The following is a 22,427-nucleotide window of genomic DNA, read 5'->3' on the forward strand; positions in this document are numbered from 1 at the left end:
GGGGCGTACTACACGGTCTGGAGCTCGGCGGCGCGCTCGCGGCGCGACGTGCGGGCGGCGCGGATGCTGTCCCAGGTGAAGAGGCTCAGCGCGAGCCAGACGACGACGAAGCCGGCCCACCGGCTGGCGGGCATGGTCTCGTGGACGATCAGCACGCCGCACAGGAACTGCAGCACCGGCGCGATGTACTGCAGGAGGCCGATGACCGTGAGGGGGACCAGCAGCGCCGAGGCGGTGAAGAACAGCAACGGCACCGCGGTGATCAGGCCGGCGGCCACCAGCAGCAGGGCGTGGCCGGCGCCGTGGTGGGCGAAGGTGCCCGTGCCGTTCGCCTCCAGGACGAGCAGGTAGGCGAGGGCCGGCACCAGCAGCACGAGGGTCTCGATGGTCAGGCTCTCGGCGCTGCCCACCCCCGCCTTCTTCTTGATCAGGCCGTACGAGCCGAAGCTGAAGGCGAGCACGAGGGCGATCCAGGGCAGGCGCCCGTAGTCGAGCGTGAGGATGAGAACCGCGAGCGCGCCCAGCCCGACCGCGGCCCACTGCCACACACGCAGCCGCTCGCGGAAGACCAGAACTCCGAAGAGCACGCTGACCAGGGGGTTGATGAAGTAGCCGAGGGCGCTTTCGACCACGTGGCCGGTGTTGACGGCGTAGATGTAGGTGCCCCAGTTCACCGAGACCGTGACGGCCGCGACAGTGAGGAGGATCAGCTGGCGGCGGGTGATGGTGCGGATCCACGACCAGTGGCGCCGTACGGCGAGGACCGCGACCACCACGACGAGCGACCAGACCATCCGGTGCGCGAGGATCTCCACCGCTCCGGACGGCTTGAGCAGGGGCCAGTAGAGAGGGAAGAGACCCCACATCGTGTACGCGGCGACGCCGAACAGGAGGCCACGGCGGGTATCAGGCATGTCGCCTATCTTCGCTGCTTACCTAGATTCAGGACAAATAAGGACCTCTATGCCCGGAGTTTAGGACTCCTTACGTGAGGAACAACGCGGCCGGGTGGGTGGTTGGTGATGGCAGACAGAAGGGGAGGGTCCGTGATGGGCTGGCTGTTCGGCAGGGACAAGACGACGATGGTGGAGCCCACGGACGCGCTGCCGGGCCGGGCCGAGATCATGCCGGTGGCCACCCGCCACCAGGTCCTCGGCGCGCCGCTGGCTCCGCCGTACCCTGAGGGAACGGAGATCGCCGAGTTCGGGCTGGGCTGCTTCTGGGGCGCCGAGCGGAAATTCTGGCAGACCCCGGGCGTCGTCTCGACCGCGGTGGGCTACGCGGGCGGGTACACGCCCAACCCTACGTACGAGGAGGTCTGCTCGGGCCTCACCGGGCACACCGAGGTCGTCCGGGTGGTCTTCGACCCGGCCCAGGTGTCGTACGAGGAGCTTCTCAAGGTCTTCTGGGAGGCGCACGACCCCACCCAGGGCATGCGCCAGGGCAACGACGTCGGCACGCAGTACCGGTCGGCTGTCTACACCCACGGCCCCGAGCAACTGGAGGCCGCCCTGGCGTCCCAGGAGGCGTACCAGAAGGTGCTGACCAACGCCGGGTACGGCGAGATCACCACCGAGATATCCCCCGCCGGCGAGTTCTACTTCGCGGAGGATTATCACCAGCAATACCTTTTCCGCAACATTAACGGCTACTGCGGGATCGGAGGCACGGGCGTCGCGTGTCCCATTGGCCTGACCACTGGTGAGGCCTGACCTGCGGTAACTGACTGATCCTGGCCCTTGGTCGCCCGGCAAGCCCGGTGCCGATCAGGGGCCAGAGCCGTTTTCGGCGAGAACCTTCACTACAAGGTCAAGGCGAGCCGCCTGCGGCGGCTCGCAGCGCGCCGGGCGGCCAGCGGGCCGGGCATGCGGCCTGGGGGCCGGTCCCGGCCCGCGCCGCCCGCGCTTAATCCACAGTGGCCCGCAGGGAGTTGATCATTCCGAATGGTCTTTAGGAGGGCGTCCCCCCCCAACGCCCATCCCAGGGCGTTCTTCACTCCAAGCAATGATCGTGGCGGGTTTCCACACGGGGGACCGGCCAAATATCGCGTCGGGTTTCGGCAGGTCGCCTGGCTTCGGCGTCCCCTTCCTGCGGTTGAGACTGGCCCGGGCGTTGTAGACTCGCGCCGTGTTGACTTGGACATTGAGGAAACCTGCAATATCGGTGAGTGTCCAGTAAACCGCCTCTGTATCCGGTCTCCGCGGCACCTCTTTCTCTGCTTCTTTCATAGATACATAGTATCTAGAAGATAATCTCTACCTACTCCGAATCGTCAGGAGAGTGTGGCTGGTGTAGGTATGGAAGCAGACTGCAGGCACTCAGATTAGACAGTCAGCCGAAGGCCGCTCCCCGCCCCCGCTGCTCGATTGTTCGTGGCCCTTGGTCGGTGTCAACGCCGTCTGTGCGGGTTGGGTGTCGGGTTGCGGTGTACGTCGCTGGTGAACGGACACATGAAGACGGCATTGACACCTCGGTCGGGCCACTGATGTCGGCAGCTATCGGGGGCGGGGGAGGAGTGGCGCGGGTCGTAGACGCGAGTGCGGCCCCGCCCGAGGTGAGCGGGGCCGCGTGAGGGCTGGGCCGTCTATCGCATCTCGCCGAGGAGCAGGGCATGCCACGCCCTGCGGGCCTCCTCTATGGACCAGCGGTGTGTTTCTTCAACCTTTGATGTGGGTTCGGTCTGGGTGGTCTTGCGGATGAACGCCTGTCCGCCGGACTGGAGTAGTTCGTAGACCACGGCTCGGCAGTCGCACGTCCACGCAAGCGCCCGCACCCGCCGGACCCCTTCGAACGGCTCATGCCAGACGAGTTTCACGTGATCTTGTTGGCGCATCTCCCAGTGCGGACTCAGGCACTCGTCCAGGTGCGGGATGGAGGCGGCCACCAGTACCGCCACCTTACCGTGGCCCGCCGTTGGCCCAGTTGGCGATCCACCGGACGGCGGACTGTGGTTGGTCGACCGTGGACAGCCGAACGACGGTCCCGGACTTCGGTAGTTTGATCAGGAAGCGGCGCGGCTTGTTCTCCTGGTCGATGGTGACCGTCGCGACCTGTCCGCCGAGGCCGTAGATGTCCAGCTCCGAGACTGCCGGGTCCCAGATCGGGAACCCGGTCATCCGCACGGTGATGTGGCTGATGAGCCGGGTACGGACCTCTTGGGACCGGAGCAGGTCGCTGAGGGCGGCCAGGATGCCCGCCTGCTGGTCGGCGGTTCGGTTGCTGATCGTGTTCTGACGCATGGCTCTCCCATCTGTCTCGCTGACGGGTTGAGCGTACGCCAACCTTCCTAGTCCTACCTAGTCCTTCTCCTAGGTACCTCTAGGTACCTCTGGTAACGACATGGAACGCTTTCGTTCCTACTCTTAAGCCCGTGATCGAGTTCCGGCCTGACCAGCTCAAATGGGAAGCCGTCCTCGAAGAGATACGACGCCGTATCCGGACGGGCGAATACCAGGTGGGCCACCCCATCCCTGGCGAACCCCGCATGGCCGAAGAGTTCGGCATCGCCAAGGGCACCGCACGCCGCGTCATCAACGAACTGCTCAAAGCAGGAGACGTCTACACCGTGCTCGGCAAAGGCACCTTCGTTGCCGACCCCGAGACCGGCGGCTCGCCCAGGAGAGACACCGAAGACGAGTGAAGGCCCCCGAACGAATCCAGGGGCCTTCAGCCTTCTATCGGTTGTCAGCGAGACGATGGAAGGCGCACCAAGCGTAGAGCCGACAAGCCAGAGGCAGTAGCCTCCGGCCGTGGCGCCGCCGGCCCAACCGCTTCGCGGCCCTTCGGGTGCCTACGGCATTGCGCCGGCCGCACCACTCCCGCCTCACAACCGGCACGGTCAGGCCGACTCTCCCCGCTCACGAGCGATCCGGCGCGCCGTGGCGACGCGTTGCCGGATCATCTCGGCCCACAGATGTTCGCCGTGCCGGTAGCCGCTCCCGGCGAAACGCCACTCACCGACCGTCACCGTCTCCCGCTCGGCAGGATCAGGCAGGCCGCGCCGTTCCCGCGCCCGCTCGGCCTGATGATCGGCCCGGACCTGGCGCAGCGCGCCGAGCGTGGTCGAGTAGTGGCGGCTCTTGGTCGAGAAATGGCCCCGGTACCCGAGCATGTGCGCCCACCGCCGCAACGGGATCAGCCGGTAGGCCGGATCGTTCGCCAGGGCGAAGCAGGTGTAGATCATGCGCCGGGCATGCTCGGTAACATCGAGCCGCGCAACGTCGGCGACCTCCCGGATCGGCCGGTCCACGGTCCCGGCTGACTCGGCCCCCTTCGTCGCGTACTTCGCGATGTAGGCCGCCACACGCTGATCCGCGATGCCCTCCAACCCCGTCGCGACGTAGATGGGGTCCACGTCGAGCTGCGTCCCCCACCGGCCGACGAACGACGGGTCATCGTCCGGCACGGGAACCGAGACCGCAGCCGCGGTTTCCTGAATCGCCTCCCGGAGCACAGGCACGGTTGCCCAGTCCGGCGGACGGTCAGACGGCCCCTCCGGTCCGTCGAGACGGATCACCGCGTGGAAGTGGACCAGGCCCCGCGCCTGATACTCGGCCACCTTGGCGTACGACAGCCGCAGCCGCCGACGAAGCTCGGCCCGCGAGACGCCGAGGTGCCGGGCGAACGTCGCGGGCAGAGCTTGAGTGAAGCGCCGCCACAGCTCACCGGCGTGCGCGTTCCACAGGACCGCGCCCCGGTAGTCGTAGCAGTCCACGCAGATCGGCTGCCCGACCTGGGGGTCATCGTCGGCATGACGGACCCCGCAGCCTTCCGGCCTGCCGTGCTCGCACACCGGGTTGTCCCTCCGAGGACGGCACGGCAGCACCTTGTCACCCTTCTGCCGACGAGCGTGGACCGCGCCGAACGAGGGGGCCGTGAAGGTGGCGAACACGCGGGGATGGGCGCTCACGTCCTCGGGCACGCCCTTGCCGCCGCGCAGACCGGACAAGATCAGGTGGTAGGTGTCGTCCCGATAGACCTCCGAGCAGGCCGGGCACCGGGACGCACGACGGTTGCCGCACGCGGTCAGCAGGTACCCGGTCGGCTCGTCGGCTGTTCGGTAGACGTCCAGCACTTCCAACCCGGCATCGAAGGTGATCCGGTGACCTTGCAGCCGGATCGGTTGGGCACAACCGCCCGTCGCGCGCACCATCTCCTGCCACCGGGCGAAGTCCGGCATGGCGGCGCGCTGGGCAGCGGCGAGGACATCGGGGGAGAGGGGAGGAAGCTCGCTCACGCGGCATCCCTCCCGCTCTCCTCGTCGGCGGGCTCGGTACGGCCAGGTTCGTCGGCCAGCACGGCACCGAGAACGGTGGCCACCCGGTGCCACTTGTCGGCAGACCAACGAGGAGACTCGGCGGCTTTGCGTCTGCCCCACTCCTGGGCAGACATGGGGGTCTGTGTGGTCAGGTGGGCTCCTTTCCTCGCGGGTGGAGCCACCGCCGCGCGTGCGGAACAGACGCCGAGCACCGTGAGCCAGCAGCCGAACGGCCGAACACGGGCACGTCAGCGAGAGAACCTGGGAGTGTGCGACCAGAAAATGAAAGGGCGTGACGCCTGCCGCTGGGCCGGGTCCCTCCAGCGGTACGGCGTTAGTTATTTTGTTTGCCGCCCGGATCTCATGCACGCCGGAAAATGGGTCGCGTAGCTTCTCGCCTGTGTCATTCCGTCAGGGAGACGGTGACTTCTTACAGTTCTGTTCTACCCCAGTAGAACGCGTATGCGTACCGGACAGTTCCGAAGCCGGAATTGGCATGACGTCTTTGACGGCGTCCCAAGACGTCCGCTGGCGTCCAGCGGCGTCCGTAGACGTCCGGCTGCTGTGGGAGGGAGGTGAGCGAGTTGTCGCCTGATGGTAAGGCTGGAGGAGCTACCGCCGACCGCAAGACGTCCTGGACGTCTTGGGCGTTCTCGTGTCCTCAGTCCTCACGCCAGACCAGTTCAAGAAGGTCGGGGTCGAAGCGCCTGCGCCCCTTACCGCTCGGGTAGATGATCACGGCGTGCAGCGCCTCCCGGATGTAGGACCGCTTCAACGAGAGCGGTAGACCGCCCTCACTCTCCGACAGGAACCACCGCCGCCGTATCTCGGCCACGTCCGTAGCGGAGCGGGCCTGTCGTCGTTGAGCCGTCGCCGCGAAGCTCTGCGCGTCCGTGCGAAGGCGGGATATGCGCTTCTCCAGATCGGGAGCCGCCGAGAAGAACAGCTCGTTGCTGATATTCCCTGCCGTCCACTGGGCGCGTAGCTCTTCGAGCCGAGCCTTGGCGTCTTCGTAATCCTGTTGGCCAGGCCATTCGGTAGGACCTGTGGAAGAGGCCAACTGCACCTCTTCGAGTTTCGCGAGGACCGCTTCCGAGACATAGAGGTCAACCATGTCCCCACGTCTGCCGAGACCGCCACAGCCGCCCACCGTCTTGGCGGGACAGATGTAGATGTGCTGCACGCAGTGCTTCTGGTGCGTGACCCGGAGGGACGCGTTGCACAGAGCGCCGTCCGGTTGGGTCCGGCCACACCGGAGGAACCCGGTGAGCAGGTGGCGGGGCTCCTTGAAGTCTCGCGGAAGGATCGGGCCGAGTCGGCCGTCCCGGTAGACGAAGTGACCCTTGCGCGCGTCGAAGATGGACTTGACCGCCATCCACTGTTCCGGCGTCACGATCGGCTGCCACTGCCCGACCACCGGGTTGCCCTCGGAGTCCCGGATCAACTCGCCGTTCATCTCGCGCCAGCCGCAGACCCGAGGGTTGGTGACCGTGATCTTCAGGGAGCGGGGAGTCCAGAGGTTGCCCAGGGAGGTCTTCACGTCATCCCGCTGCCACTGGTTCACGATGGAGTTGAGCGATCGGCCGGCAACAAGGTCGAGGATCGCCTGACGTACGAGAGGCGCCTCTTTCGGATCGACGGTCAAACGATCGGGCAACCAGCCGAAGGGGCGCGTGCCGCCAACGGGTAGCCCCTGCTCGGCCCGTGCCCGGTGGGAGCGTCGCATGCGGCGCTGCATCTTCCGCACCTCCATCTTGGAGATGACCGCGCCGAACAGGCCCATGCTCTCGGTGTCTTCGCTGTAGAGATCCTTCTGACCCCGCGCGTCCGCGAAGACGCGGCCGTCCTGGTAGGTGATCGCTTCAACGAAGCGTTCGTAGTCACCCGGACGTCGGGCGAGGCGATCCTCAGCCACGATGACGACGCCTCGCACCTCCGCGCCGTCTGGAAGCTCGCCCGCGCGGAGCACCTTCAGCATGGCCTCGAACTCGTCTCGGACGACATCGGCCTTCGCAGCCGACTTGTCGTTGTCCGTGAACTCATGGACGACGGTCCAGCCGTACCGGGCAGCGGACTCCCGGTTGAGCTTGTGCTGGTCCTGGACTCCGTGTTCGTCCCGCCTGACGTCGGCCGAGATGCGAGCGTAGGAGACGACGGGGATGGGGGATGGCTCAGGCAAGGCGACCTCCGCAAGAATTATTGCTTCAAGTGAAGGTCTACCACCAGCAATACCTTTTTAAGGTGCCGAACGGCTACTGCGGCCTCGGCGGCACGGGCGTCGCGTGTCCCATCGGCCTGACGTCCGGTGAGGCGTAGGCGGGTCGTAGAGAATAACCAGTACGGCCCGACGGTTCTACTAAGGTATGGGCCAAGAACATCTCAAGGGCTGGAGGAAGTATGCGGATGCGTTCGCTCTTCAGCCAGTCGTGGATGCACGAATACGTGCATGCTGAAGGCGGTTTGGCCTTAATCCGCCGCATGCTCGAACGCCCCAAGGGCCCGCTTGGGTCTTTCGGCATGGGCATGAGTTCTGTCTCGATGCTCGTCTACCACCTGCATGTTATCGAGAGATACATTCCTATCCCGGAGATCGAGTCGTGCGACAGTTGTCGCCGAGGCGGTAGTCTCGAGAATGCTCTCGTCGTTTATGAAAAGCGCATGTCGGCCCATGGAGGCACGCAGCCTGCTTGCGTCGTCACGCGGAAAGATCTTCCTCGACAGCGTAAACAAATACTCTTCCTAGATAAGAAGGCGGCGGACTACCGCCTTCCTATTGAGAAGCTTCCCGAGCTTCCTCGCTCGGGCGAACATGCATGTGAAGTGTTGTGGCCGTATTTCTTGGAGATCCGGCCCTCTGATGCTCAGGAAGCGATGCTTCGATTCTTGCGCAGTATTATCAGAATGCTGCATCGCATCATTCGGGTTCTGCTTGCATACCTGCGCCGCGTCATCGAAGCCCTGACCTTCAGACTCATGGTGATAGCCGCACGTCTTCGGTACGGGCACCGCCATGACGCTGATGACGATCTTTGCTCACCGCTACTTCGCCACTACTTAAAGTCGGCGAGGGGGGTGTCGGTTCTCTGACTAACTGGCTCCCTTCTCCTTCGGGAAGTCGGAGCAAGTTCGAATGGACATTCTTTTTCGTCTCCTTGTGGAGGCGGCACCAGCAGTCGGATGGATCGCTGTTTTTGTGGCGGCTGTGGTCGCCATATTTGTTCTGTACCTGGGAATCGCGATGTTTGCCACGTTGCTGACGCGCGACCAGGGTAAGGCTAAGATCTGCCTCCAAGTCTTCCGCGAGCTTCTCCGCTTGTTCGCCAGAGGCCGTAAATGAGCGAGACAGATTTTCGAAATCCGCGGCGGCGAGGACGTCCGCCGGCCTGTCCACCCGATGTTGTGAAACGAATCATTGAATTGCGAAGCCAAGGGCTTAGCCTCTCAGCGATCAGCAATGTCCTCAACCAGGAAGGTATTCGGACACCAGGAGGGGGCGCGCGCTGGCAAAAGTCCTATGTTGATCGATTGCTGCATACTCGATATGCTCGCGAGCTAATCGATGAACTAGTAGTGAAGGGAAGACCACTCGTGTCGGAGCCGCGGTGTGGTCCTAGCGGGCCCGTCGTTGAGCCTTTCTCATCCTGAGTAGCGGTCGTCTTCGAAGGCTTGCAGGACGAGGACGGCCTGCACGATCGGGGTGGCGTGGTGAGGGAAGCAGCGGAGCTTTGACAGCAGCTTCCACGCTTTCATGGTCGCAATGGCGCGTTCGCCGAGGGCTCGGATGCGTGCGTGAGCGCGGTTAACGTCCTTTTGTGTCAATTCCGGCTCGACCGTGACCCGGCTGTTCCCGGTGAACCTTGAAACACCCGAAATGATCGCCGGTACTCAGCTCTCGTCGGGCTCGCCAAGGGAGCGCTCGGCCGCGTCTAGAAGCTCCTTATAGGTAAGCACCTCTACGCGACTCAGGTGAGCATTATGAGTTCGGAGCGTTTCTGATATCTCTAGTTCTGGCACCTTGGGCTGTGCTTGTGGATGGCCAATCAGTACTATGGCGCTCGCGCGCCTGACTTCGATCCAGTAGTCTTGGCGAACTCGGTCTCTCTGCTCATCCAGGTTCCGCAGATAGTTGATTGCTTGACCGATGGCATGGTGAACATCCGCCGTAGGAACCCACGCGCTGCGATGGCGCCTCACGACAGGTATCATCGCCTTCTTGAGCTCAACTATGTGCAAGGAGCCGTCTGCTCGCAGAAGAGGAATATCTACTTCGTCCCCCGCCACGAGACGGCGTCGGTGAGCTTCGCCGATGAAGCGCCCTCCGAAGATCCACGATTGACCACTGATGGCGTTGTGGATATGACGTTCGGCGCTAGCTGGATCTTCCACGACCTTGCGTAAATGCATCAATCCTGTTCTGCGTCGTTGGAGATCGGCAGCTTGAAGTAGGATCCGTCCATCGGCATCGTTTGCGAGTATCTCCAAGGCGTCCGGTGAAGTGACTATGCGCCGTGCCGCTGTCCGAGCGTCCTCGATATCGATTCTCTCGGAGAATAGGCGTTCTAGCCATGTGGCCATGTCTGATCGGCCGCTAGCTATGCGATAGCGGCCTGGACGGTCTCGTCGCGCATCCATAAAGGCGGCCTCGGCGCCAATCTGGCGTACGCGCTGTAAAAGCTGCCCGGCATCAGCGTCTGGATGTTCCTCGAGGTACTCTTCTGCGACTCTAGTCCAATACTCGGCCGCGATTAGGGCTGTTTGGGAGGCGAGCCTTATGAGGCTTTCGTCCCGCCTGCTGCCGCTGAATAAGGCGTACTTTTCTTCGATGTCTATGCGGATCATTCGTCCTTCCGCATAGGCAATCGCGTCATGAAGTCGTTCGATAGCTGGGTCATCGCCATTCCGATTAGCCTCCTTATGGGCCGTTTGGAGTAGTTCGACCAGCTGTCGTCCCCCTCGGAATCTGGTCTTGGGTGCGCTAGCGACGAAGTCCAAGGTGACGGAGATGGCATGACGCACGCTCTCTGTAGGGGAGACGTCGCGGGCCTGCTCCAGGAGACGTTCGAGAGACCAGTCGGATCGGATTCTCATGACATGACAGTAGGCAGTACCACTGACAGATTTCCTATCTGTCGTGGATTGAGACTGTGAGCAGTGCCGCAGTTCAACTGCCATGTCACGCTCTCGGGGGAGGGGGGGAACGGTCGTGATTTGGCTGCCTGCCCCAGCATCAAGGGGGACGTCGCTCCTTGCGTGGCGGATGGCGCCTCCTTGACTCAGTGTCCGCTCGCGGCGAGACGTCGGCGGAGTAGCTAAACCCCAACGCCAGCCCGGATGCAGTCGAGCTCGTAGGAATCGACCAACGGGAGCGGAGCGAACCTAGGGCGCGAGAGGGCTTGGGTGACTTATTGCCTAAGTCGAAGGTCTACCACCAGCAATACCTTTTTAAGGTGCCGAACGGCTACTGCGGCCTCGGCGGCACCGGAGTCTCCTGCCCCGTCGGCCTGACGACCGGCGAGAGCTGATCAGTCGCCGGGCGGGATCGTGACACCTCCGAGCGGCCTGGTGGTACTCGGAGGTTTCCTGCGTCCGATGCCGGTCGTTTGCTACTTGAAGTAGTAAACTACCGCTATGAGTACACCTGAACAGGCCTTCCCGCCCGGGGACGGGCCCGCGGCCAAGGTGAGCGTTTCCTTGCGAGCCGGCAACATCCGCGCCATCAAGGAGCGTGTCGGCGCGCGTGGGTTCTCCGCGTACGTCGACGCCGCTGTGGAGCGGCAGATCGAGCGGGACCTACTGGAGGAGGCCCTGCAGGCGAACGAGAACGAGTGCGGTCCCATCCCGCAGCATCTGCGGGACGAGGCTGAGCAGCTGTTCCGTAGCGTGAAGTCCGCTCCGGAGCTACAGGAGGGGCGTGGATGGCACGCGCACGAAGCAAGCTGAGTGCGGGGACGGTCATCCTTGACTCCGAGGGACTCTCGAAGTGGTGCGCGGCCGACCAGCGAGTTACGGCGATCGTCCGAGAGGCACAGAACAACGACTTCCGCGTTGTTATCAGTGCCTTGACGCCTATCGAGGCCTTCGACGGCCGGGTGACAAACGACCGGTTGCGCTGGCATCTGTCCCGGCTGCGTGTCGAGCCGGTGACCGAGGAGGTCTCCGTCCACGCGCTGGATCTGCTCCGTGAGAGCGGTCTTCACGGCCACAAGTACGCGATCGATGCCGTCGTGGCCGCCACGGCTCTTCGCTCCACCCGGCCCGTTATCGTCCTCACCTCGGACGAGGACGACATGAGCAAGCTCTGCGGAAAGGCAGTCCGCCTCGTGCGGGTGTAGGTGCCGAATTATTGCCCCAGCGATACGACTACCACCAGCAATACCTTTTTAAGGTGCCAAACGGCTACTGCGGCATCGGCGGCACCGGTGTGAGCTACCCCGTCGGCCTGACCGCCGGCGAAGCCTGATCGATCGTGTGCGGGGCGTGCACTGGGTCGCCCAGGTCCAGCGCTGGGCACTATCTGCTCAGCGCTGAGTCCTCGTTGCGGGGCTTCGCTTCGCTCGGACTTCTTTCGAGGATGATCCCGACTCAAACCTGCGCTCTTGGGATTGCCAGAGGGAGCGCCACCATGCCAGGCGATGGGCGGACTCCTGCGGGAAGACGCTCTGAACAAGAGTAATCACTAACGTCAGCGCGATCAGGACCACCATTACTCCCCAGGGCGCGCCGGCGATACCGAGGCCGAGAGGCCCGCCAACTCCTGCCATCCCCGCGAGCGTACGTCCGAAGGCAGCCTCTTTTGCAGTCTTGGCAGGTGACGCTGTCATCGAGAGATCACTACGCCTTCCAGCAATTGCTCGGCTAGTGCCGTACGCGCCCGCATGACTGCGCGCGTGAACTGCTCGTGGATCGCGGCCTGTTCGTCGAGCGTGTTGAGCGCCGATCTGATCTGCCGCTGTTCATCGAGGGGAGGAACGGTGACGATGAGTTGACCGAGGTCGCGAGCATTGATGAAAGGGATGACGGTCGCTCTGGACCGGCGACGAATCCAGTTCATGGTCGATGGCAGGTTCAGGAAGGTCAACAGGTAGTGCGGATCCACGATGTCGGCCGTGAGAAGACGCAATCGATGCAGGTTTCCCCCGAAGAGCCATCCTTCCTGCTGCTCCCGAACTATCGCCGACTGCCCCATGGCGCCTGATCGCACGCAGAGGATGTCGTCTACCCGTAGGCGGAACCTGGTCAAGCGCTCCGCCGTCTCCACGGTCGTCCGATCTGCGTCATTGGCGACGATCAATCCCTGTTGTAGGTGCCTTGGCATGACGATGGGCACTGAACCGTGTGCCACACGCTCGGCTACGCCGAGTCGGGAAAAAGACGGCCCGGCCTGGATAGTGCAAAGATCGCTCAGGGTAATGCGGTTCCATCCACTGGGTAGGCTCCGGGACAACCCAGCACGTGGAACAGGCCGAAGCTGGGCGGCCTGGATATCTAGTTCGTCTACTTTTGCTTTCAGTCGCATCAGCTCATCTAACATGCTATGAGCGTCAGCCCATGGAGCACGTGCGAGCTCAGACATGTCTGCGATGTAGTCAGCCGGGTCCAGGGAATAGTCAGCCTGCCGAAGCGTGTCTATATCAGCCGAGACGGCATACCCAAGATTTGCAAGCCGTTCTACTTTCCCTTGCGGGAGCAGATGCCGGCGTCGGTAGATGTCGAAGAGGATGTCGATCGCGTTTGGAGGCAGAAGGACAGAATCCTGTCGCGTCACGACGGCTGCGTCCGCAGCATCCACGAAGAGGATCCGTTTCGGTTCGACGGAGGGAGGGCTGAGGACCCATATGCTCACCGCTGTGGTCGTCACTGGAAAAAGTCGAGCGGGGAGGGCGATGATCGCCTCCACCGTCCCTTGCTCCACCATCTTCCGGCGGATCGCGTGCTCGCACTCGTCGGAGCTGACGCCTGCTTGATGGGGCATCAGTACGGCTGCTTTGCCTCCGGTCGCGAGGGAGTCCACTGCAAACTGCAGCCACGCATAGTTGTCATTGTGTAGGGGCGGCGGGCCGAACAACCAGTCGTCGTGGCCGCCGGTCGGCCGTGCGGAGCGCATATTAAACGGCGGGTTCATTAGTACGGCACTCGCCCGGGCCCGTGGCTCACTCGCTTCACGCCAAGGCGTCGTGCTGCCCAGGTGGAGTTGAACAGTTTGGCCATGCATGGCGAGGTTCATGCCAGCGAGCCGCAGCGTTTCAGGGTTCGGGCTTGCGCCATGTAGCGACTTTCCCGAGCCGGGCTGTAGGGCACCCGCAGCGTGTAGCATCTCCCCGCCGCGCAGCCATGGGTCGTATACGGGCAGATTCTCATCACGGTCGCCATCGCCTGTCGCCAAGCGCGCCATGAGGTTCGCCACTCCGCGTGGAGTGAAGTAGTCGCCGCTTTCGAATCTCATCGCGGTGGCGAGGTGATCGAGTAGCGTGCGGAAAGCTGCTGGGCCGAGGTGATCGCACAGGCGGATCACTTCAGCGAGAACGACCCCTGAAGGTGTACGCATTCGTTCCAGCGTGCTACGTGCGCCTGGTGGTATTCCATACGCGCGTAGCGCCTGGTCCGTAAGCTCGCCGATTCGGCGCATGATCGCGGCAGGACGAAGCTCCGCCGGAGGCCGAGTAGTCACTTTGAGGATCTCCGACCGCAAGTCCGGTGCGCAGCGAATCAGGAAGGTCAGGCATAGCACCAGGGTCAAGTAGTCAGCTTGGCTGTTGACGCCATCACGAAAGCTCGTCGCTAGCGCTCCGAGAAGGCGCTGGAGAGCTGGCTCAGTATTGGAGTCGCTAGGGTCCAAGCTGGTCGAGGCAGGGGCGGCGTCGCTGTGGACAGGGCCGTCTTCGTCTGACGTGACCTGATGAGCGATTGAGATCGCATGTTGAACACGTGCGCCGTAGGTGAATCCGGGCGGCTCGCCAGCTCGCCGATCCTTCTCGGCGATCATGCGCCCGTTCAGCCACTTAAGGGCCTCGGCGAGGCTGAAGTACTCCTGCTTGTCAAAGCTGATTGGCTGAGGGAAGTCCCGGTGGCGCTTTGCCCAGGTCGTGATGGTTGGACGCCGCACGCCAGCCAGCGTGGCGAGCTCGGCACGCGAAACGAAGCGATCTGGTGGTCGTTGCTGGCGCCGCACCGCGTTACCCCGTTTCTAATGCCCTGGTGATTATCAGACACCATAGGTGGGCCCAAGGCTTGCAGCAAACGCGTACTCCAGGGTACTCACTGATAATGTTCTGGTGCAACTAGCAGAGAAACCTGTTTCGGCAGCTCAGAGCATGCATATCGGCATGGATGGCTGATAACCCTTGTAGCAGCACTAGGTCGGTGGGACCGGCTAGCGATGGTTGCCTCCGTCAGGAGGGTGCTTACAGGACCTCTATCGCTCCGGGGTCCTATGCCTTCCCGTCAGGCCTTCACAGTCAGATTCCTATCGCACGGGAAGGGTCTTCGATCCCACTGGTGGCCTGCGCTTGGATGAAGGGCGGGCTCCGCCCTGTCCCCTGCTCCTGCCCATGAGGCAGTCTCCGTGTAGGTCTCGCCGGCCCGATCCGCAGCCCTAGTTGGCTAGTTCTCTGGGAGGATCGTGAGTCGTTGCCCCTTTGGGAGGTGACGAGGGGCAACGACGAGATAGTCCCGCTGATCCAGCGTGGCGACTTCGCGAAGGTCGAAGCGTTCGGCCAGAGCTATAACGCAGGCGTCGACGGCCTGGAGGCGGAGCGAGGCGTAGGCCGAGAGCAGTTCGGACATCCGCCGGTAGTCGTGAGGCGTCACCTCGATCACGCGAACCTCGTCGTCCGCGATGGCGGCGCAGAACTCGGCTGCAAGAGTGGGGCTGCCGCGACGCACCGGATCGGAGAGCGGGTGGCAGATCTCTGTCACCGCGAGCGACGGTACGACGAGTTTGGTCCAGTTCTGTGCGAGAAACCGGACGCAGCGAGCGTGGTCCTTGTCGGCCCTGTTGAATGCCGCGACGAGGGGTCCCGTGTCGCAGAGGATCACGCGGTGATCGCTCCGTCGGACTCCTCGTGGTGAGGATAGGTGAGGTACCGGTCATGGTGGACGCCGAGGTCCGCCGGCCCTTGTAGCGCGCCGACGAGCGCGGCGAGATGCCGTGGAAGCGCGGGCGCGTCGAGGGGCTCCTCGATGTCGGCCCAGCCTTCGTTGTCCAAGTCCATGCTGCCAAGTGTAGGCGCCGACCTGCCCGCAGCCAGTGAGAAGTCACAGAGCGCGGTGAGGGAGAACTTATTGCCTGAGGTGAATCGCTACCACCAGCAATACCTTTTTAAGGTACCAAACGGCTACTGCGGCATCGGCGGCACCGGTGTGAGCTGCCCCGTCGGCCTGACCGCCGGCGAAGCATGACCTGCGGTAGCTGACTGATCCTGGCCCTTGGCCGCCCGGGCTTTCCGGTGTCGGCCGGCGTCAGACTCGATGCGTTCGGTGGTCTCGAGGCGCGGGCCGAGGTGGGCGCAGCCGTCTCGCGGTACGGCACGCCAGGCGGGCGACGTTCAACCGCTATCAGAATGTGTTCTGAATTAGACTGGCGGCGTGAGCATCAGCAACGCCGACGCCGTCACCTTCTCAGACCTGTCGAGGAACCCCCGGGCCGTCGCCGAACGCGCCGCGCGGCTCGGCCGCGTACGTGTGACTCACCGGGATGCCCAGGACTTCTACCTGACTGCGGCTGACCGTGAGGAACGCCGCGAACAGACGCTGACCACTGCTTCCCGTCTGTTCCTCGCTCTCCTAAGGCATGATCCGACCGCCCGCGCGCTGGTCATCGCCATGCCCGAGGTCTTTCCTTGGGTCCGTCACCTCACCTCCGATGAGGTGAGATCCTTCACCCTGGAACTGGTCGAGGCGCTCTCAGACGCGGCCGAGCTGGATGTCGACCTCACTACTCAGGAAGTCATCGCAGGCTGGCGGGCCACCGCCCGGATCAAGGCCGACCCCGCGCACTATGCCCAGGCGCGTGAGGCGACGAGCGGAGACTTCGGACCGGTTGAGGTTTCGATATGAGCCCGAAGCGTGGAGACCGGGTCACGGTTCCGCCTCCCGACGATGAATGGGACGTACGGTTCGGTACGAGCGATGCGGTGAAGGGCTGGGAGGAGCTATGCCGTCACGCCTTGGCAAACACACGCCGATGTTTGGAGACGCTGCGCGCAGATCCACGCTCACGCACCGACCACGAGCGTCAGCATCGCCTGCGTGGCGACCTTGGGACTCATCGTCACAACGGACAGGACCTCGAGCAATGGGAGTTCGAGGTCACCAGCGGTGGACGCGTGCGCTACGTGATCGATGACACCGCTCGTACGGTATGGGTCGTCTATGCCTCGCCCCGTCATCCGAAGGACACCGATGCCTGAGGCCGGCTGATTCGCCGAGATCTCTGACACAGCCAGTCCCGGCGCCGAGGGCAGGAGCAGGCATTGCCAGGTTCTATCCCTGACCGGAAATAAGCGCCTGTACCAGAGCGCGGCAGCGGACCCCGGCACGCGGCATGGTGTTGGGGTGGCGGCGAGCGGTATGGGTCAGGCGGCCTGGCTCAAGGTGACGTTGAACCCGAGGGCTTCCAATTGCCGGATGTGGGTGCGTACCTTTCTGCCGGTGTCCAGTCGGCTGAGGTAGTAGTCCGGTCCCAGGTCGTGGAAGTCGCGGTGGGGTCGGCGAGCAGGTGCCAGATGACGACCAGAAGGGAGCGGGCCACGGCGACCAGAGCGCGTAGCTTGCCCCGTCGCTTGACGATCCGGCGGAAGCGCTCCCCGAGGAAGGTGTCGGTGCGGGCGGCCACCGCGGCGGCTTGGCCCAGGACGCCTTTCAGGTGGGGGTTGCCCTTGCCGATCTTGCCGGAGGTGTTCTTGTCTCCGGACTGGATGGTCCGCGGGGACAGCTTGGCCCACGACACCAGGTGATCGGCGGTGGGGAACCGGGTCATATCCAGCCCCACCTCCGCGATTATGACCTGGGCGGCCAGAGCACCGATGCCGGGGATCTCATCGAGGCGTTCTGCAATGGGGCGCACGATCGGGGCGACCTGCCGGTGGGGGTGGAGGTGATCTGCGTGGGGAGTTGTTCCACCCGCATGGTGAGCCGGTCGATCTGCAGTAAGCGGGCCAGTTCGGCGTGGTGCTCTTCGAACCGTCCCGTCAGCGTCTCCACCAGCGCTGTGCTTGTGTTTCATCCGGCCGCGTGCCAGTTCGGCCAGAGCGCGGGATCGCGCTGCCCGGCGATCAACGCCTCGACCATGTCCTGGGCCGAGGCCGTGTCCAGGGAGCTGGCCACCGCCGACACTTTGATCAGCGAGTCCTCCGGTAGTTTCTCCAGCCGTGACCCGGTATCGGGTCCGCTCCCGGGTCAGGTCCGTGCGCATGCGGGTGTAGTCCCGCAGGACCCGGATCTCATGCGGCGGCACGAACGAGGGCCGCAACAGCCCCTTCTCCGTCAGCTTGGCCAGCCAGACGCTGTCCAGCTTGTCGGCCTTCGGGCGGCCGGGCGTGTGCTTGGCCTCCCGCGCGTTGACCAGCTGCACGTCCAGGCAATGCCCCTCCATCAGGTAGAACCAGATGCGCCAGTAGTCGGAGGTCGATTCGATCGTCACCTTCTCGACCTGCTGGGCGATCAGCTGCGCTCGACTCCTGGGCGTGCGCCGTCCTGCTGCCTGGCCCTGATCCGTTGGTCGCCTGTCGTGTCGGCTCTGTTCGGACTTCGGCCGGCCTCTATATCTCGGTGAGGGCGTAGAGCAGCGCGGCCATGCTGGTGCCGCTCACGAGTTCACCCTTGCCGACCAGTCGGGGGATGCCCCTCAGCGGCGCCCATTCGACGCGTTCGGCCTCCCAGCCCTCGGTGGGCGGGCCGATATTCCCATGGGAATGTTGTTTGTCGTTGTTTGTAGTTGCTGAGCAACGTCAACCGGAACAGAACCGTAACAGAAGGGCCCGGCATCGTGATCGGTTCCGGGCCCTTCCGCCCTGATGGGGAACGTCGGGTCTTGTACGCCAGCCCTCAGCGAGAGGAGGTGACATGGGCGGGATGACTCGCAGGGTGCAAATGAATATGGCGCTGAGCCTGGGGCTCAATCTGGGTGGATTTAACGTTTTGGGCCTGCTGGCCGTGGGCTCCCCGATGGTGGGCAACCCCGGCGGGGGCCGATCTGCTGAACCTTGATCAGTCGACGCACATCGCCTCATGGGTGGACCGGTAGGCCCACGTGCCGCCACCCGGGGAGATATAAATCGAATACGTGTGATACCTCCCAGCGTCGCAGTCGTGGCCGACCGCGAGGACGGCCTGCCGGGCCCGCTGTTCGGCGGATGCGATCCCGGCTGCTTGGGTGTTGCCTGCTCCGTCGGCGGTGGCGCTGCGGGGAGTGTCATAGCCGTCGGCGTGCGCGGCCACGAGCGCGGTGGTCAGGCCGACCGCCACCACCGCTGAGACGAGGCCGAGCCGGCGGGGCCAAGTGACTTTTTGCATGCTTCTCCTCATGTGGGACGGGCAGGTGATCGATAAATATTGATTTAGCCCGGATCGATACAGCGCGGTATTGCCAGTTGGTCACAAAGATCTGGCGACCGTTGTCCTCGTGGGGGAGTGCACGGCTAATACGGCAGCCGCCATTTGCAGGGTGAGCTGGGACAATGTGCCCCACTTTGATCGATCTTGTGACAGGAATGCGGTACAACGAGAGTAGCCACTCATGATCATGTGTGTGAAGATTACAAGATTGGGAGCGGCTACTGCCCTCATCGTCGAGGCGGCGTGGGTGCAGCGGGACCTCGAGGAACTGATGAGCGCACTGGCGTCGGACTTCGTCAGGGTCGGGCCCGGTTACAAGCTGCGCTGATCGGCTCGCGGCAGTGGATCCCCGCCGAGCAGATCAGCGGTTTCGTCAAGGTGATCATCACCGGCGGCGCAATGTGGTGGCGATCCAGCGACGCCCGGAGGGGCCTTCACATTCCGATGCTCGAAGTTCCTGCAGGCGCTGGCCAGTTCTACACAGTCGGTATGTCGCGCGAGGATGTCGCCGCTCTCGACTTGCGGCAGGCGGTCGACCTTTGGGCTAACTTTCGGTCCAACCCGCTTTAGCCGAGACCTATTGCGTCAAGTGAAGTGCTACCATCAGCAATACCTTTTTAGGCGCCAAACGGCTACTGCGGCATCGGCGGTACCGGCGTGAGCTGCCCCGTCGGCCTGACCGCCGGCGAAGCCTGACCTGCGGTAACTGACCGCCCTCGTTCCGCGCCCCAGAAAAGCTGCCCGATCAGCCCGGTGATCTGCGGAGCAGTCACACCTGCAGCAGCCCCCTGTGCGACCCGTGCAACGATCAGCCAAGCCGGTCCGGAGGCTGCTCCCGCCGCGGCGCTGGCCAATGCGAAAAGGACCATGCCGAAGACAAATACGTTGTGCCGGCCATGTGCGTCGCCGAACCGCCCGGCGGGTATCAGCAGCAGCCCGAAGGCGAACGCGTATCCAGAAACGACCCACTGGAGGTCACTCGGCGAGGCGTGTAACGCGATGCGGATAGAGGGTAGGGCCACGTTAACGATGCTGATGTCCAACCATGTGATGAAACCGGCGATCAGGCAGATGGCCAGGGCTTTCCATCGGCGGGGCTCCGAGGATCTTGCCCATGCTCGCCGGGCGCCCCGCCTGCAGGGGCACCGCCACTCATCTGATCAGGCACCGGAGCAACGCACCATCACACCCATCTCGCGACGGCATCGTACAGTGCCGCTTGCTACTGCCACCCATAAAATCGTACCGAGTTGCCCCCATGAAACTGCACCGAGCCAAACCTTTCCTTGCGAACTCAAAAAATTGCCACTTGGTTGCTCGACGGCATGCGCAGGCAGGCTTGTGATCTTGGATGGATCATAAACCGGGCTGGGTTGTGCGGCTGTTGGAGCCGGGCATAACGTGAAGTTGTGTTGTCGTTGATGGCCCTCCGCGTGCGAAGTAGTCATGTGGGCCCTTGCCACTGGACCGCTACGAGCGTTCAACGAGAGGGATACGTTTGTTATGGAGAAGGTTCAGCCGGTCGCGCTGCTGATCACTCGGGTCATCGTGGGCATCATCTTCATCGTGCACGGGTGGGAGAAATTCACGAGTATTGACGCTACGACCGCGTTCTTCAAGTCGGCCCAGGTGCCCCTGCCCGGGGTGTCGACCCTGGCAGCCGCGGCTCTCGAACTGGTCGGAGGCGTGGCTCTTGTGCTCGGGTTGCTGTTGCCGGTGTTCGGCACGCTACTTGTGCTCGACATGCTGTTGGCGATCTTCTTTGTTCACGCAAGCAAAGGCTTCTGGGTATCCCAAGGCGGTTACGAGTTCGTTTTGGCACTCGCGGCTGCCACCGTCGCCATCGCCTATAGCGGGGGAGGGGCCCTCGCCGTGGACAGCCTGTGGCGGCGGGGTCGCGAGGCCCAGCGATGATGCTCCCCACCGGGAGCAGGGATGTGACGCCCTCGACCGAACTGCGCCGATGGAATGACCACGATCCGGCCAAGTTCGTACGCACGTCCAGTGCCGACGCGCCGGTGATCGCGGGTAGTACCAGCCGCTCTGAGGATCGGGCACTACAGCATCCATGCCATGTTGGATGCCTGGGTGGGGTAGACGAACAGCGCATGCTTCAGCGCGTCAGCGCGGACGTCCGCTCGGATGGCAAGAGCGAAGACGTTCGCGAATTCGTCAGCCTCCGGGCCCAAGAGGTGAGCTCCTAGAATTCTGCCGCTGTCCTTCTCGATCAGGATCTTGTACATCGACGCCGGCTCGGCGACCCGCCGCGCTGAGTACCAGCCAGAGGTATCCGCTTGGTTGACGGTGAAATTCAGGCCCTTGGTGTGGGCTTCCTCCTCGGTCATCCCCACGGCGCCCAGTGCGGGAATCGAATAGACCACACTCGCCATACCGAGGTAGTCCGCCGTACGCTGGTTGCCCTCCACGATGTTCTCGGCAACGAGGCCGCCCTCGTACTGAGCGAGAGGCGTCTCGGGCAGACCTCCGCTGTTGGCCGCATCACCCGCCGCGTAGACCGCCGGGTTCGAGACGCTCTGCAGGTGGCCGTTGACCCGGATCCCACGGCGATCGAACTCGACCCCAGCAGCGGACAGGTCGAGATCGTCCACCTCGGGTGCGCGACCAGCCGCATGGACAACCATGTCCGCCTCGAACATCTCAGGCCCCGAATCCGTCAAGGCCGCGACCTTGAAGTTTCCCGGTGCTCCCTCGACGCCCGTGACCTTCGTACCAGTCCGAACGTCGATGCTCACGTCGCGGGTGCGCTCCATTAGCCGCGCTACGAGGTCTTGGTCGAAGTGTCTGAGCGGCCGAGCCCCTTGATGCAGGATCGTGACTGTGGCGCCGGCCCTGGCCGCGATGTGCCCGAACTCGAAGCCGATGTAGCCGCCTCCGACAAATACGATGCGTCGAGGCAACTCCTGCAGGTCGAGAAACTGGTCGCTGCGGGTGAGGTGGTGCTCTCCCCGGATGCCCAGCTTGGCCGGCCACGCGCCAACCGCTACAACCAGGTGAGCGCCGTCGAGCACGTCCTCGCCAACCTCGATCGAGCGCTGGTCAAGAAAGCGTGCACGCCCGTGGAAGGGTTCCACCCCTGCTTCGACGAAGCCGTCCTCTCGCTGCCGGGGAAAGGGATCTGTGAACGTGGCCTTGAAACGGATCAGCTCGGGCCAGTCGATGCGCAGGTCCCCAGCGACGCCTTGGCCCTCCATGCGACGTTTCCGATCGATGATCTCGGCCGCTCCCACTAGCACCTTCTTGGGGTCACAGCCGCGCAGCCCGCAGGTACCACCAAAGGGCCGGGAATCGACGATCGCCACGCTCCGGCCGGCCGCCCGGCATCGCATGGCCACCGCTGAGCCGGCTTCCCCTGTTCCGATCACGACGACGTCAAAGGACTTCTTCATGATCCATCCCTCTGGCTACCCGTTCGATCAGGCGTTTTCCGCTGACGGCACCAATCGCCCAACGCTGCTGCACGATTGTGCTCGTGCGCTGACTTTCCGTGACCGTGCTGTGCCTTACCCTGGTCCAGGGGCTCGACACACCCGTCGACTCGGATGCTCGAGCAAGGCGACCGCCTGCCAGGGAGCCGGTGCCGGATTGGCCCGCTCTG

General features: G+C 63.7%; 21 protein-coding genes and 7 pseudogenes. 14 read left to right on the top strand and 14 right to left on the bottom strand.

Going from position 1 to position 22,427, the window contains the following annotated elements; translation table 11 throughout:
- Positions 1-8 precede the first annotated feature (8 nt).
- Positions 9-914, bottom strand: a complete 906-nt coding sequence (gene rarD / locus Mam01_RS14225; protein WP_150935858.1) for an EamA family transporter RarD — start codon at positions 912-914, stop codon at positions 9-11.
- A 135-nt stretch (positions 915-1,049) separates the two neighbouring features.
- On the opposite strand from rarD, the gene msrA reads away from it, so the two are divergent.
- A complete protein-coding gene (gene msrA / locus Mam01_RS14230) occupies positions 1,050-1,712 on the top strand; it encodes a peptide-methionine (S)-S-oxide reductase MsrA (protein ID WP_239101311.1) in 663 nt (220 codons plus the stop codon).
- Between the two features lie 872 nt (positions 1,713-2,584).
- Here msrA and Mam01_RS14235 read toward each other — a convergent pair.
- Complete coding sequence (locus tag Mam01_RS14235) at positions 2,585-2,884, bottom strand: hypothetical protein (protein ID WP_204285793.1); 300 nt, start codon at positions 2,882-2,884, stop codon at positions 2,585-2,587.
- 13 nt (positions 2,885-2,897) lie between these two features.
- The gene (locus Mam01_RS14240; protein WP_204285794.1) at positions 2,898-3,239 is read right to left on the bottom strand and encodes a hypothetical protein; all 342 of its coding nucleotides are present in this window, start codon (positions 3,237-3,239) and stop codon (positions 2,898-2,900) included.
- A 131-nt stretch (positions 3,240-3,370) separates the two neighbouring features.
- Between Mam01_RS14240 and Mam01_RS14245 the strand changes: the two genes are divergently transcribed.
- On the top strand, positions 3,371-3,640 hold the full coding sequence (locus Mam01_RS14245) for a GntR family transcriptional regulator (RefSeq protein ID WP_204285795.1): 270 nt from the start codon (positions 3,371-3,373) through the stop codon (positions 3,638-3,640).
- A gap of 198 nt (positions 3,641-3,838) precedes the next feature.
- Here the strand turns inward: Mam01_RS14245 and Mam01_RS14250 are convergent, their stop codons facing one another.
- Together Mam01_RS14250 and Mam01_RS14255 are read right to left on the bottom strand one after the other, a co-directional pair.
- A complete protein-coding gene (locus tag Mam01_RS14250) occupies positions 3,839-5,236 on the bottom strand; it encodes a replication initiator (RefSeq protein ID WP_204285796.1) in 1,398 nt (465 codons plus the stop codon).
- A gap of 682 nt (positions 5,237-5,918) precedes the next feature.
- Positions 5,919-7,436 carry a recombinase family protein gene (locus Mam01_RS14255; protein WP_204285797.1) on the bottom strand — a complete coding sequence of 506 codons (1,518 nt, stop codon included), beginning with the start codon at positions 7,434-7,436 and terminating at the stop codon, positions 5,919-5,921.
- Between the two features lie 38 nt (positions 7,437-7,474).
- Here Mam01_RS14255 and Mam01_RS37910 point away from each other — a divergent pair.
- From Mam01_RS37910 to Mam01_RS37640, 3 genes and pseudogenes are all read left to right on the top strand, one after another.
- Positions 7,475-7,573 (top strand): annotated as a pseudogene (locus tag Mam01_RS37910) (peptide-methionine (S)-S-oxide reductase MsrA); the annotation flags it as partial.
- 87 nt (positions 7,574-7,660) lie between these two features.
- Complete coding sequence (locus Mam01_RS14260) at positions 7,661-8,344, top strand: hypothetical protein (RefSeq protein WP_204285798.1); 684 nt, start codon at positions 7,661-7,663, stop codon at positions 8,342-8,344.
- A 246-nt stretch (positions 8,345-8,590) separates the two neighbouring features.
- Positions 8,591-8,902 carry a recombinase family protein gene (locus Mam01_RS37640; RefSeq protein ID WP_373868696.1) on the top strand — a complete coding sequence of 104 codons (312 nt, stop codon included), beginning with the start codon at positions 8,591-8,593 and terminating at the stop codon, positions 8,900-8,902.
- On the opposite strand, the pseudogene Mam01_RS36615 reads toward Mam01_RS37640, so the two are convergent.
- Together Mam01_RS36615 and Mam01_RS14270 are read right to left on the bottom strand one after the other, a co-directional pair.
- Positions 8,894-9,070 (bottom strand): annotated as a pseudogene (locus Mam01_RS36615) (IS5/IS1182 family transposase); the annotation flags it as partial. The gene Mam01_RS37640 and the pseudogene Mam01_RS36615 overlap by 9 nt on opposite strands.
- Before the next feature lie 72 nt (positions 9,071-9,142).
- A complete protein-coding gene (locus Mam01_RS14270) occupies positions 9,143-10,345 on the bottom strand; it encodes a Shedu anti-phage system protein SduA domain-containing protein (RefSeq protein WP_204285800.1) in 1,203 nt (400 codons plus the stop codon).
- 335 nt (positions 10,346-10,680) lie between these two features.
- Here Mam01_RS14270 and Mam01_RS36620 point away from each other — a divergent pair.
- From Mam01_RS36620 to Mam01_RS37915, 4 genes and pseudogenes are all read left to right on the top strand, one after another.
- Positions 10,681-10,779, top strand: a pseudogene (locus tag Mam01_RS36620) (peptide-methionine (S)-S-oxide reductase MsrA); the annotation flags it as partial.
- 106 nt (positions 10,780-10,885) lie between these two features.
- Positions 10,886-11,197, top strand: a complete 312-nt coding sequence (locus Mam01_RS14275) for a hypothetical protein (protein WP_182883171.1) — start codon at positions 10,886-10,888, stop codon at positions 11,195-11,197.
- Positions 11,173-11,589 carry a PIN domain-containing protein gene (locus Mam01_RS14280; RefSeq protein ID WP_182884504.1) on the top strand — a complete coding sequence of 139 codons (417 nt, stop codon included), beginning with the start codon at positions 11,173-11,175 and terminating at the stop codon, positions 11,587-11,589. The genes Mam01_RS14275 and Mam01_RS14280 overlap by 25 nt, the downstream gene beginning before the upstream one ends.
- Before the next feature lie 26 nt (positions 11,590-11,615).
- Positions 11,616-11,717, top strand: a pseudogene (locus Mam01_RS37915) (peptide-methionine (S)-S-oxide reductase MsrA); the annotation flags it as partial.
- A 357-nt stretch (positions 11,718-12,074) separates the two neighbouring features.
- On the opposite strand, the gene Mam01_RS14285 reads toward Mam01_RS37915, so the two are convergent.
- From Mam01_RS14285 to Mam01_RS14295, 3 genes are all read right to left on the bottom strand, one after another.
- Positions 12,075-14,360 carry an N-6 DNA methylase gene (locus Mam01_RS14285; protein WP_204285801.1) on the bottom strand — a complete coding sequence of 762 codons (2,286 nt, stop codon included), beginning with the start codon at positions 14,358-14,360 and terminating at the stop codon, positions 12,075-12,077.
- 497 nt (positions 14,361-14,857) lie between these two features.
- On the bottom strand, positions 14,858-15,292 hold the full coding sequence (locus Mam01_RS14290; protein ID WP_204285802.1) for a type II toxin-antitoxin system VapC family toxin: 435 nt from the start codon (positions 15,290-15,292) through the stop codon (positions 14,858-14,860).
- Entirely contained in the window at positions 15,289-15,468 is a 180-nt protein-coding gene (locus Mam01_RS14295; RefSeq protein ID WP_167538702.1) for a hypothetical protein, read from the bottom strand. Before Mam01_RS14295 ends, Mam01_RS14290 begins: the two co-directional genes overlap by 4 nt.
- Before the next feature lie 88 nt (positions 15,469-15,556).
- Between Mam01_RS14295 and Mam01_RS36630 the strand changes: the two are divergent.
- The 3 genes and pseudogenes from Mam01_RS36630 to Mam01_RS14305 form a co-directional block, all read left to right on the top strand.
- Positions 15,557-15,655, top strand: a pseudogene (locus tag Mam01_RS36630) (peptide-methionine (S)-S-oxide reductase MsrA); the annotation flags it as partial.
- Between the two features lie 186 nt (positions 15,656-15,841).
- Complete coding sequence (locus Mam01_RS14300; protein WP_204285803.1) at positions 15,842-16,312, top strand: hypothetical protein; 471 nt, start codon at positions 15,842-15,844, stop codon at positions 16,310-16,312.
- Positions 16,309-16,665, top strand: a complete 357-nt coding sequence (locus Mam01_RS14305; protein WP_204285804.1) for a type II toxin-antitoxin system RelE family toxin — start codon at positions 16,309-16,311, stop codon at positions 16,663-16,665. The genes Mam01_RS14300 and Mam01_RS14305 overlap by 4 nt, the downstream gene beginning before the upstream one ends.
- 179 nt (positions 16,666-16,844) lie before the next feature.
- Here the strand turns inward: Mam01_RS14305 and Mam01_RS14310 are convergent, their stop codons facing one another.
- Both Mam01_RS14310 and Mam01_RS14315 read right to left on the bottom strand, forming a co-directional pair.
- Positions 16,845-17,897, bottom strand: coding sequence for a transposase (locus Mam01_RS14310; RefSeq protein WP_204285805.1), 1,053 nt, complete (start codon positions 17,895-17,897; stop codon positions 16,845-16,847).
- Positions 17,898-18,463: 566 nt separating this feature from the next.
- The gene (locus Mam01_RS14315; protein WP_204285806.1) at positions 18,464-18,769 is read right to left on the bottom strand and encodes a hypothetical protein; all 306 of its coding nucleotides are present in this window, start codon (positions 18,767-18,769) and stop codon (positions 18,464-18,466) included.
- A gap of 640 nt (positions 18,770-19,409) precedes the next feature.
- Here Mam01_RS14315 and Mam01_RS37645 point away from each other — a divergent pair.
- Positions 19,410-19,507, top strand: a pseudogene (locus Mam01_RS37645) (peptide-methionine (S)-S-oxide reductase MsrA); the annotation flags it as partial.
- Positions 19,508-19,575: 68 nt separating this feature from the next.
- Here the strand turns inward: Mam01_RS37645 and Mam01_RS37650 are convergent.
- Positions 19,576-19,833 (bottom strand): annotated as a pseudogene (locus Mam01_RS37650) (MFS transporter); the annotation flags it as partial.
- A gap of 481 nt (positions 19,834-20,314) precedes the next feature.
- Here Mam01_RS37650 and Mam01_RS14325 point away from each other — a divergent pair.
- Positions 20,315-20,725, top strand: coding sequence for a DoxX family protein (locus Mam01_RS14325; protein WP_239101299.1), 411 nt, complete (start codon positions 20,315-20,317; stop codon positions 20,723-20,725).
- Positions 20,726-20,868: 143 nt separating this feature from the next.
- Here Mam01_RS14325 and Mam01_RS14330 read toward each other — a convergent pair whose 3' ends face one another.
- The gene (locus Mam01_RS14330; protein ID WP_204285808.1) at positions 20,869-22,218 is read right to left on the bottom strand and encodes a dihydrolipoyl dehydrogenase family protein; all 1,350 of its coding nucleotides are present in this window, start codon (positions 22,216-22,218) and stop codon (positions 20,869-20,871) included.
- Positions 22,219-22,427 lie beyond the last annotated feature (209 nt).

The sequence above is a fragment of the Microbispora amethystogenes genome (assembly GCF_016863015.1).
Classification (GTDB): domain Bacteria; phylum Actinomycetota; class Actinomycetes; order Streptosporangiales; family Streptosporangiaceae; genus Microbispora; species Microbispora amethystogenes.

Excerpts from the sequence above, each read along its gene's own strand:
- Mam01_RS14260 (WP_204285798.1), top strand. The coding sequence starts at position 7,661 with ATGCGTTCGCTCTTCAGCCAGTCGTGGATGCACGAATACGTGCATGCT.
- Mam01_RS14280 (WP_182884504.1), top strand. The coding sequence starts at position 11,173 with ATGGCACGCGCACGAAGCAAGCTGAGTGCGGGGACGGTCATCCTTGAC.
- Mam01_RS14305 (WP_204285804.1), top strand. The coding sequence starts at position 16,309 with ATGAGCCCGAAGCGTGGAGACCGGGTCACGGTTCCGCCTCCCGACGAT.
- Mam01_RS37640 (WP_373868696.1), top strand. The coding sequence starts at position 8,591 with ATGAGCGAGACAGATTTTCGAAATCCGCGGCGGCGAGGACGTCCGCCG.
- Mam01_RS14240 (WP_204285794.1), bottom strand. The coding sequence starts at position 3,239 with ATGCGTCAGAACACGATCAGCAACCGAACCGCCGACCAGCAGGCGGGC.
- Mam01_RS14295 (WP_167538702.1), bottom strand. The coding sequence starts at position 15,468 with ATGGACTTGGACAACGAAGGCTGGGCCGACATCGAGGAGCCCCTCGAC.
- rarD (WP_150935858.1), bottom strand. The coding sequence starts at position 914 with ATGCCTGATACCCGCCGTGGCCTCCTGTTCGGCGTCGCCGCGTACACG.
- Mam01_RS14315 (WP_204285806.1), bottom strand. The coding sequence starts at position 18,769 with ATGCAAAAAGTCACTTGGCCCCGCCGGCTCGGCCTCGTCTCAGCGGTG.
- Mam01_RS14270 (WP_204285800.1), bottom strand. The coding sequence starts at position 10,345 with ATGAGAATCCGATCCGACTGGTCTCTCGAACGTCTCCTGGAGCAGGCC.
- Mam01_RS14275 (WP_182883171.1), top strand. The coding sequence starts at position 10,886 with ATGAGTACACCTGAACAGGCCTTCCCGCCCGGGGACGGGCCCGCGGCC.
- Mam01_RS14330 (WP_204285808.1), bottom strand. The coding sequence starts at position 22,218 with ATGAAGAAGTCCTTTGACGTCGTCGTGATCGGAACAGGGGAAGCCGGC.
- Mam01_RS14325 (WP_239101299.1), top strand. The coding sequence starts at position 20,315 with ATGGAGAAGGTTCAGCCGGTCGCGCTGCTGATCACTCGGGTCATCGTG.
- msrA (WP_239101311.1), top strand. The coding sequence starts at position 1,050 with ATGGGCTGGCTGTTCGGCAGGGACAAGACGACGATGGTGGAGCCCACG.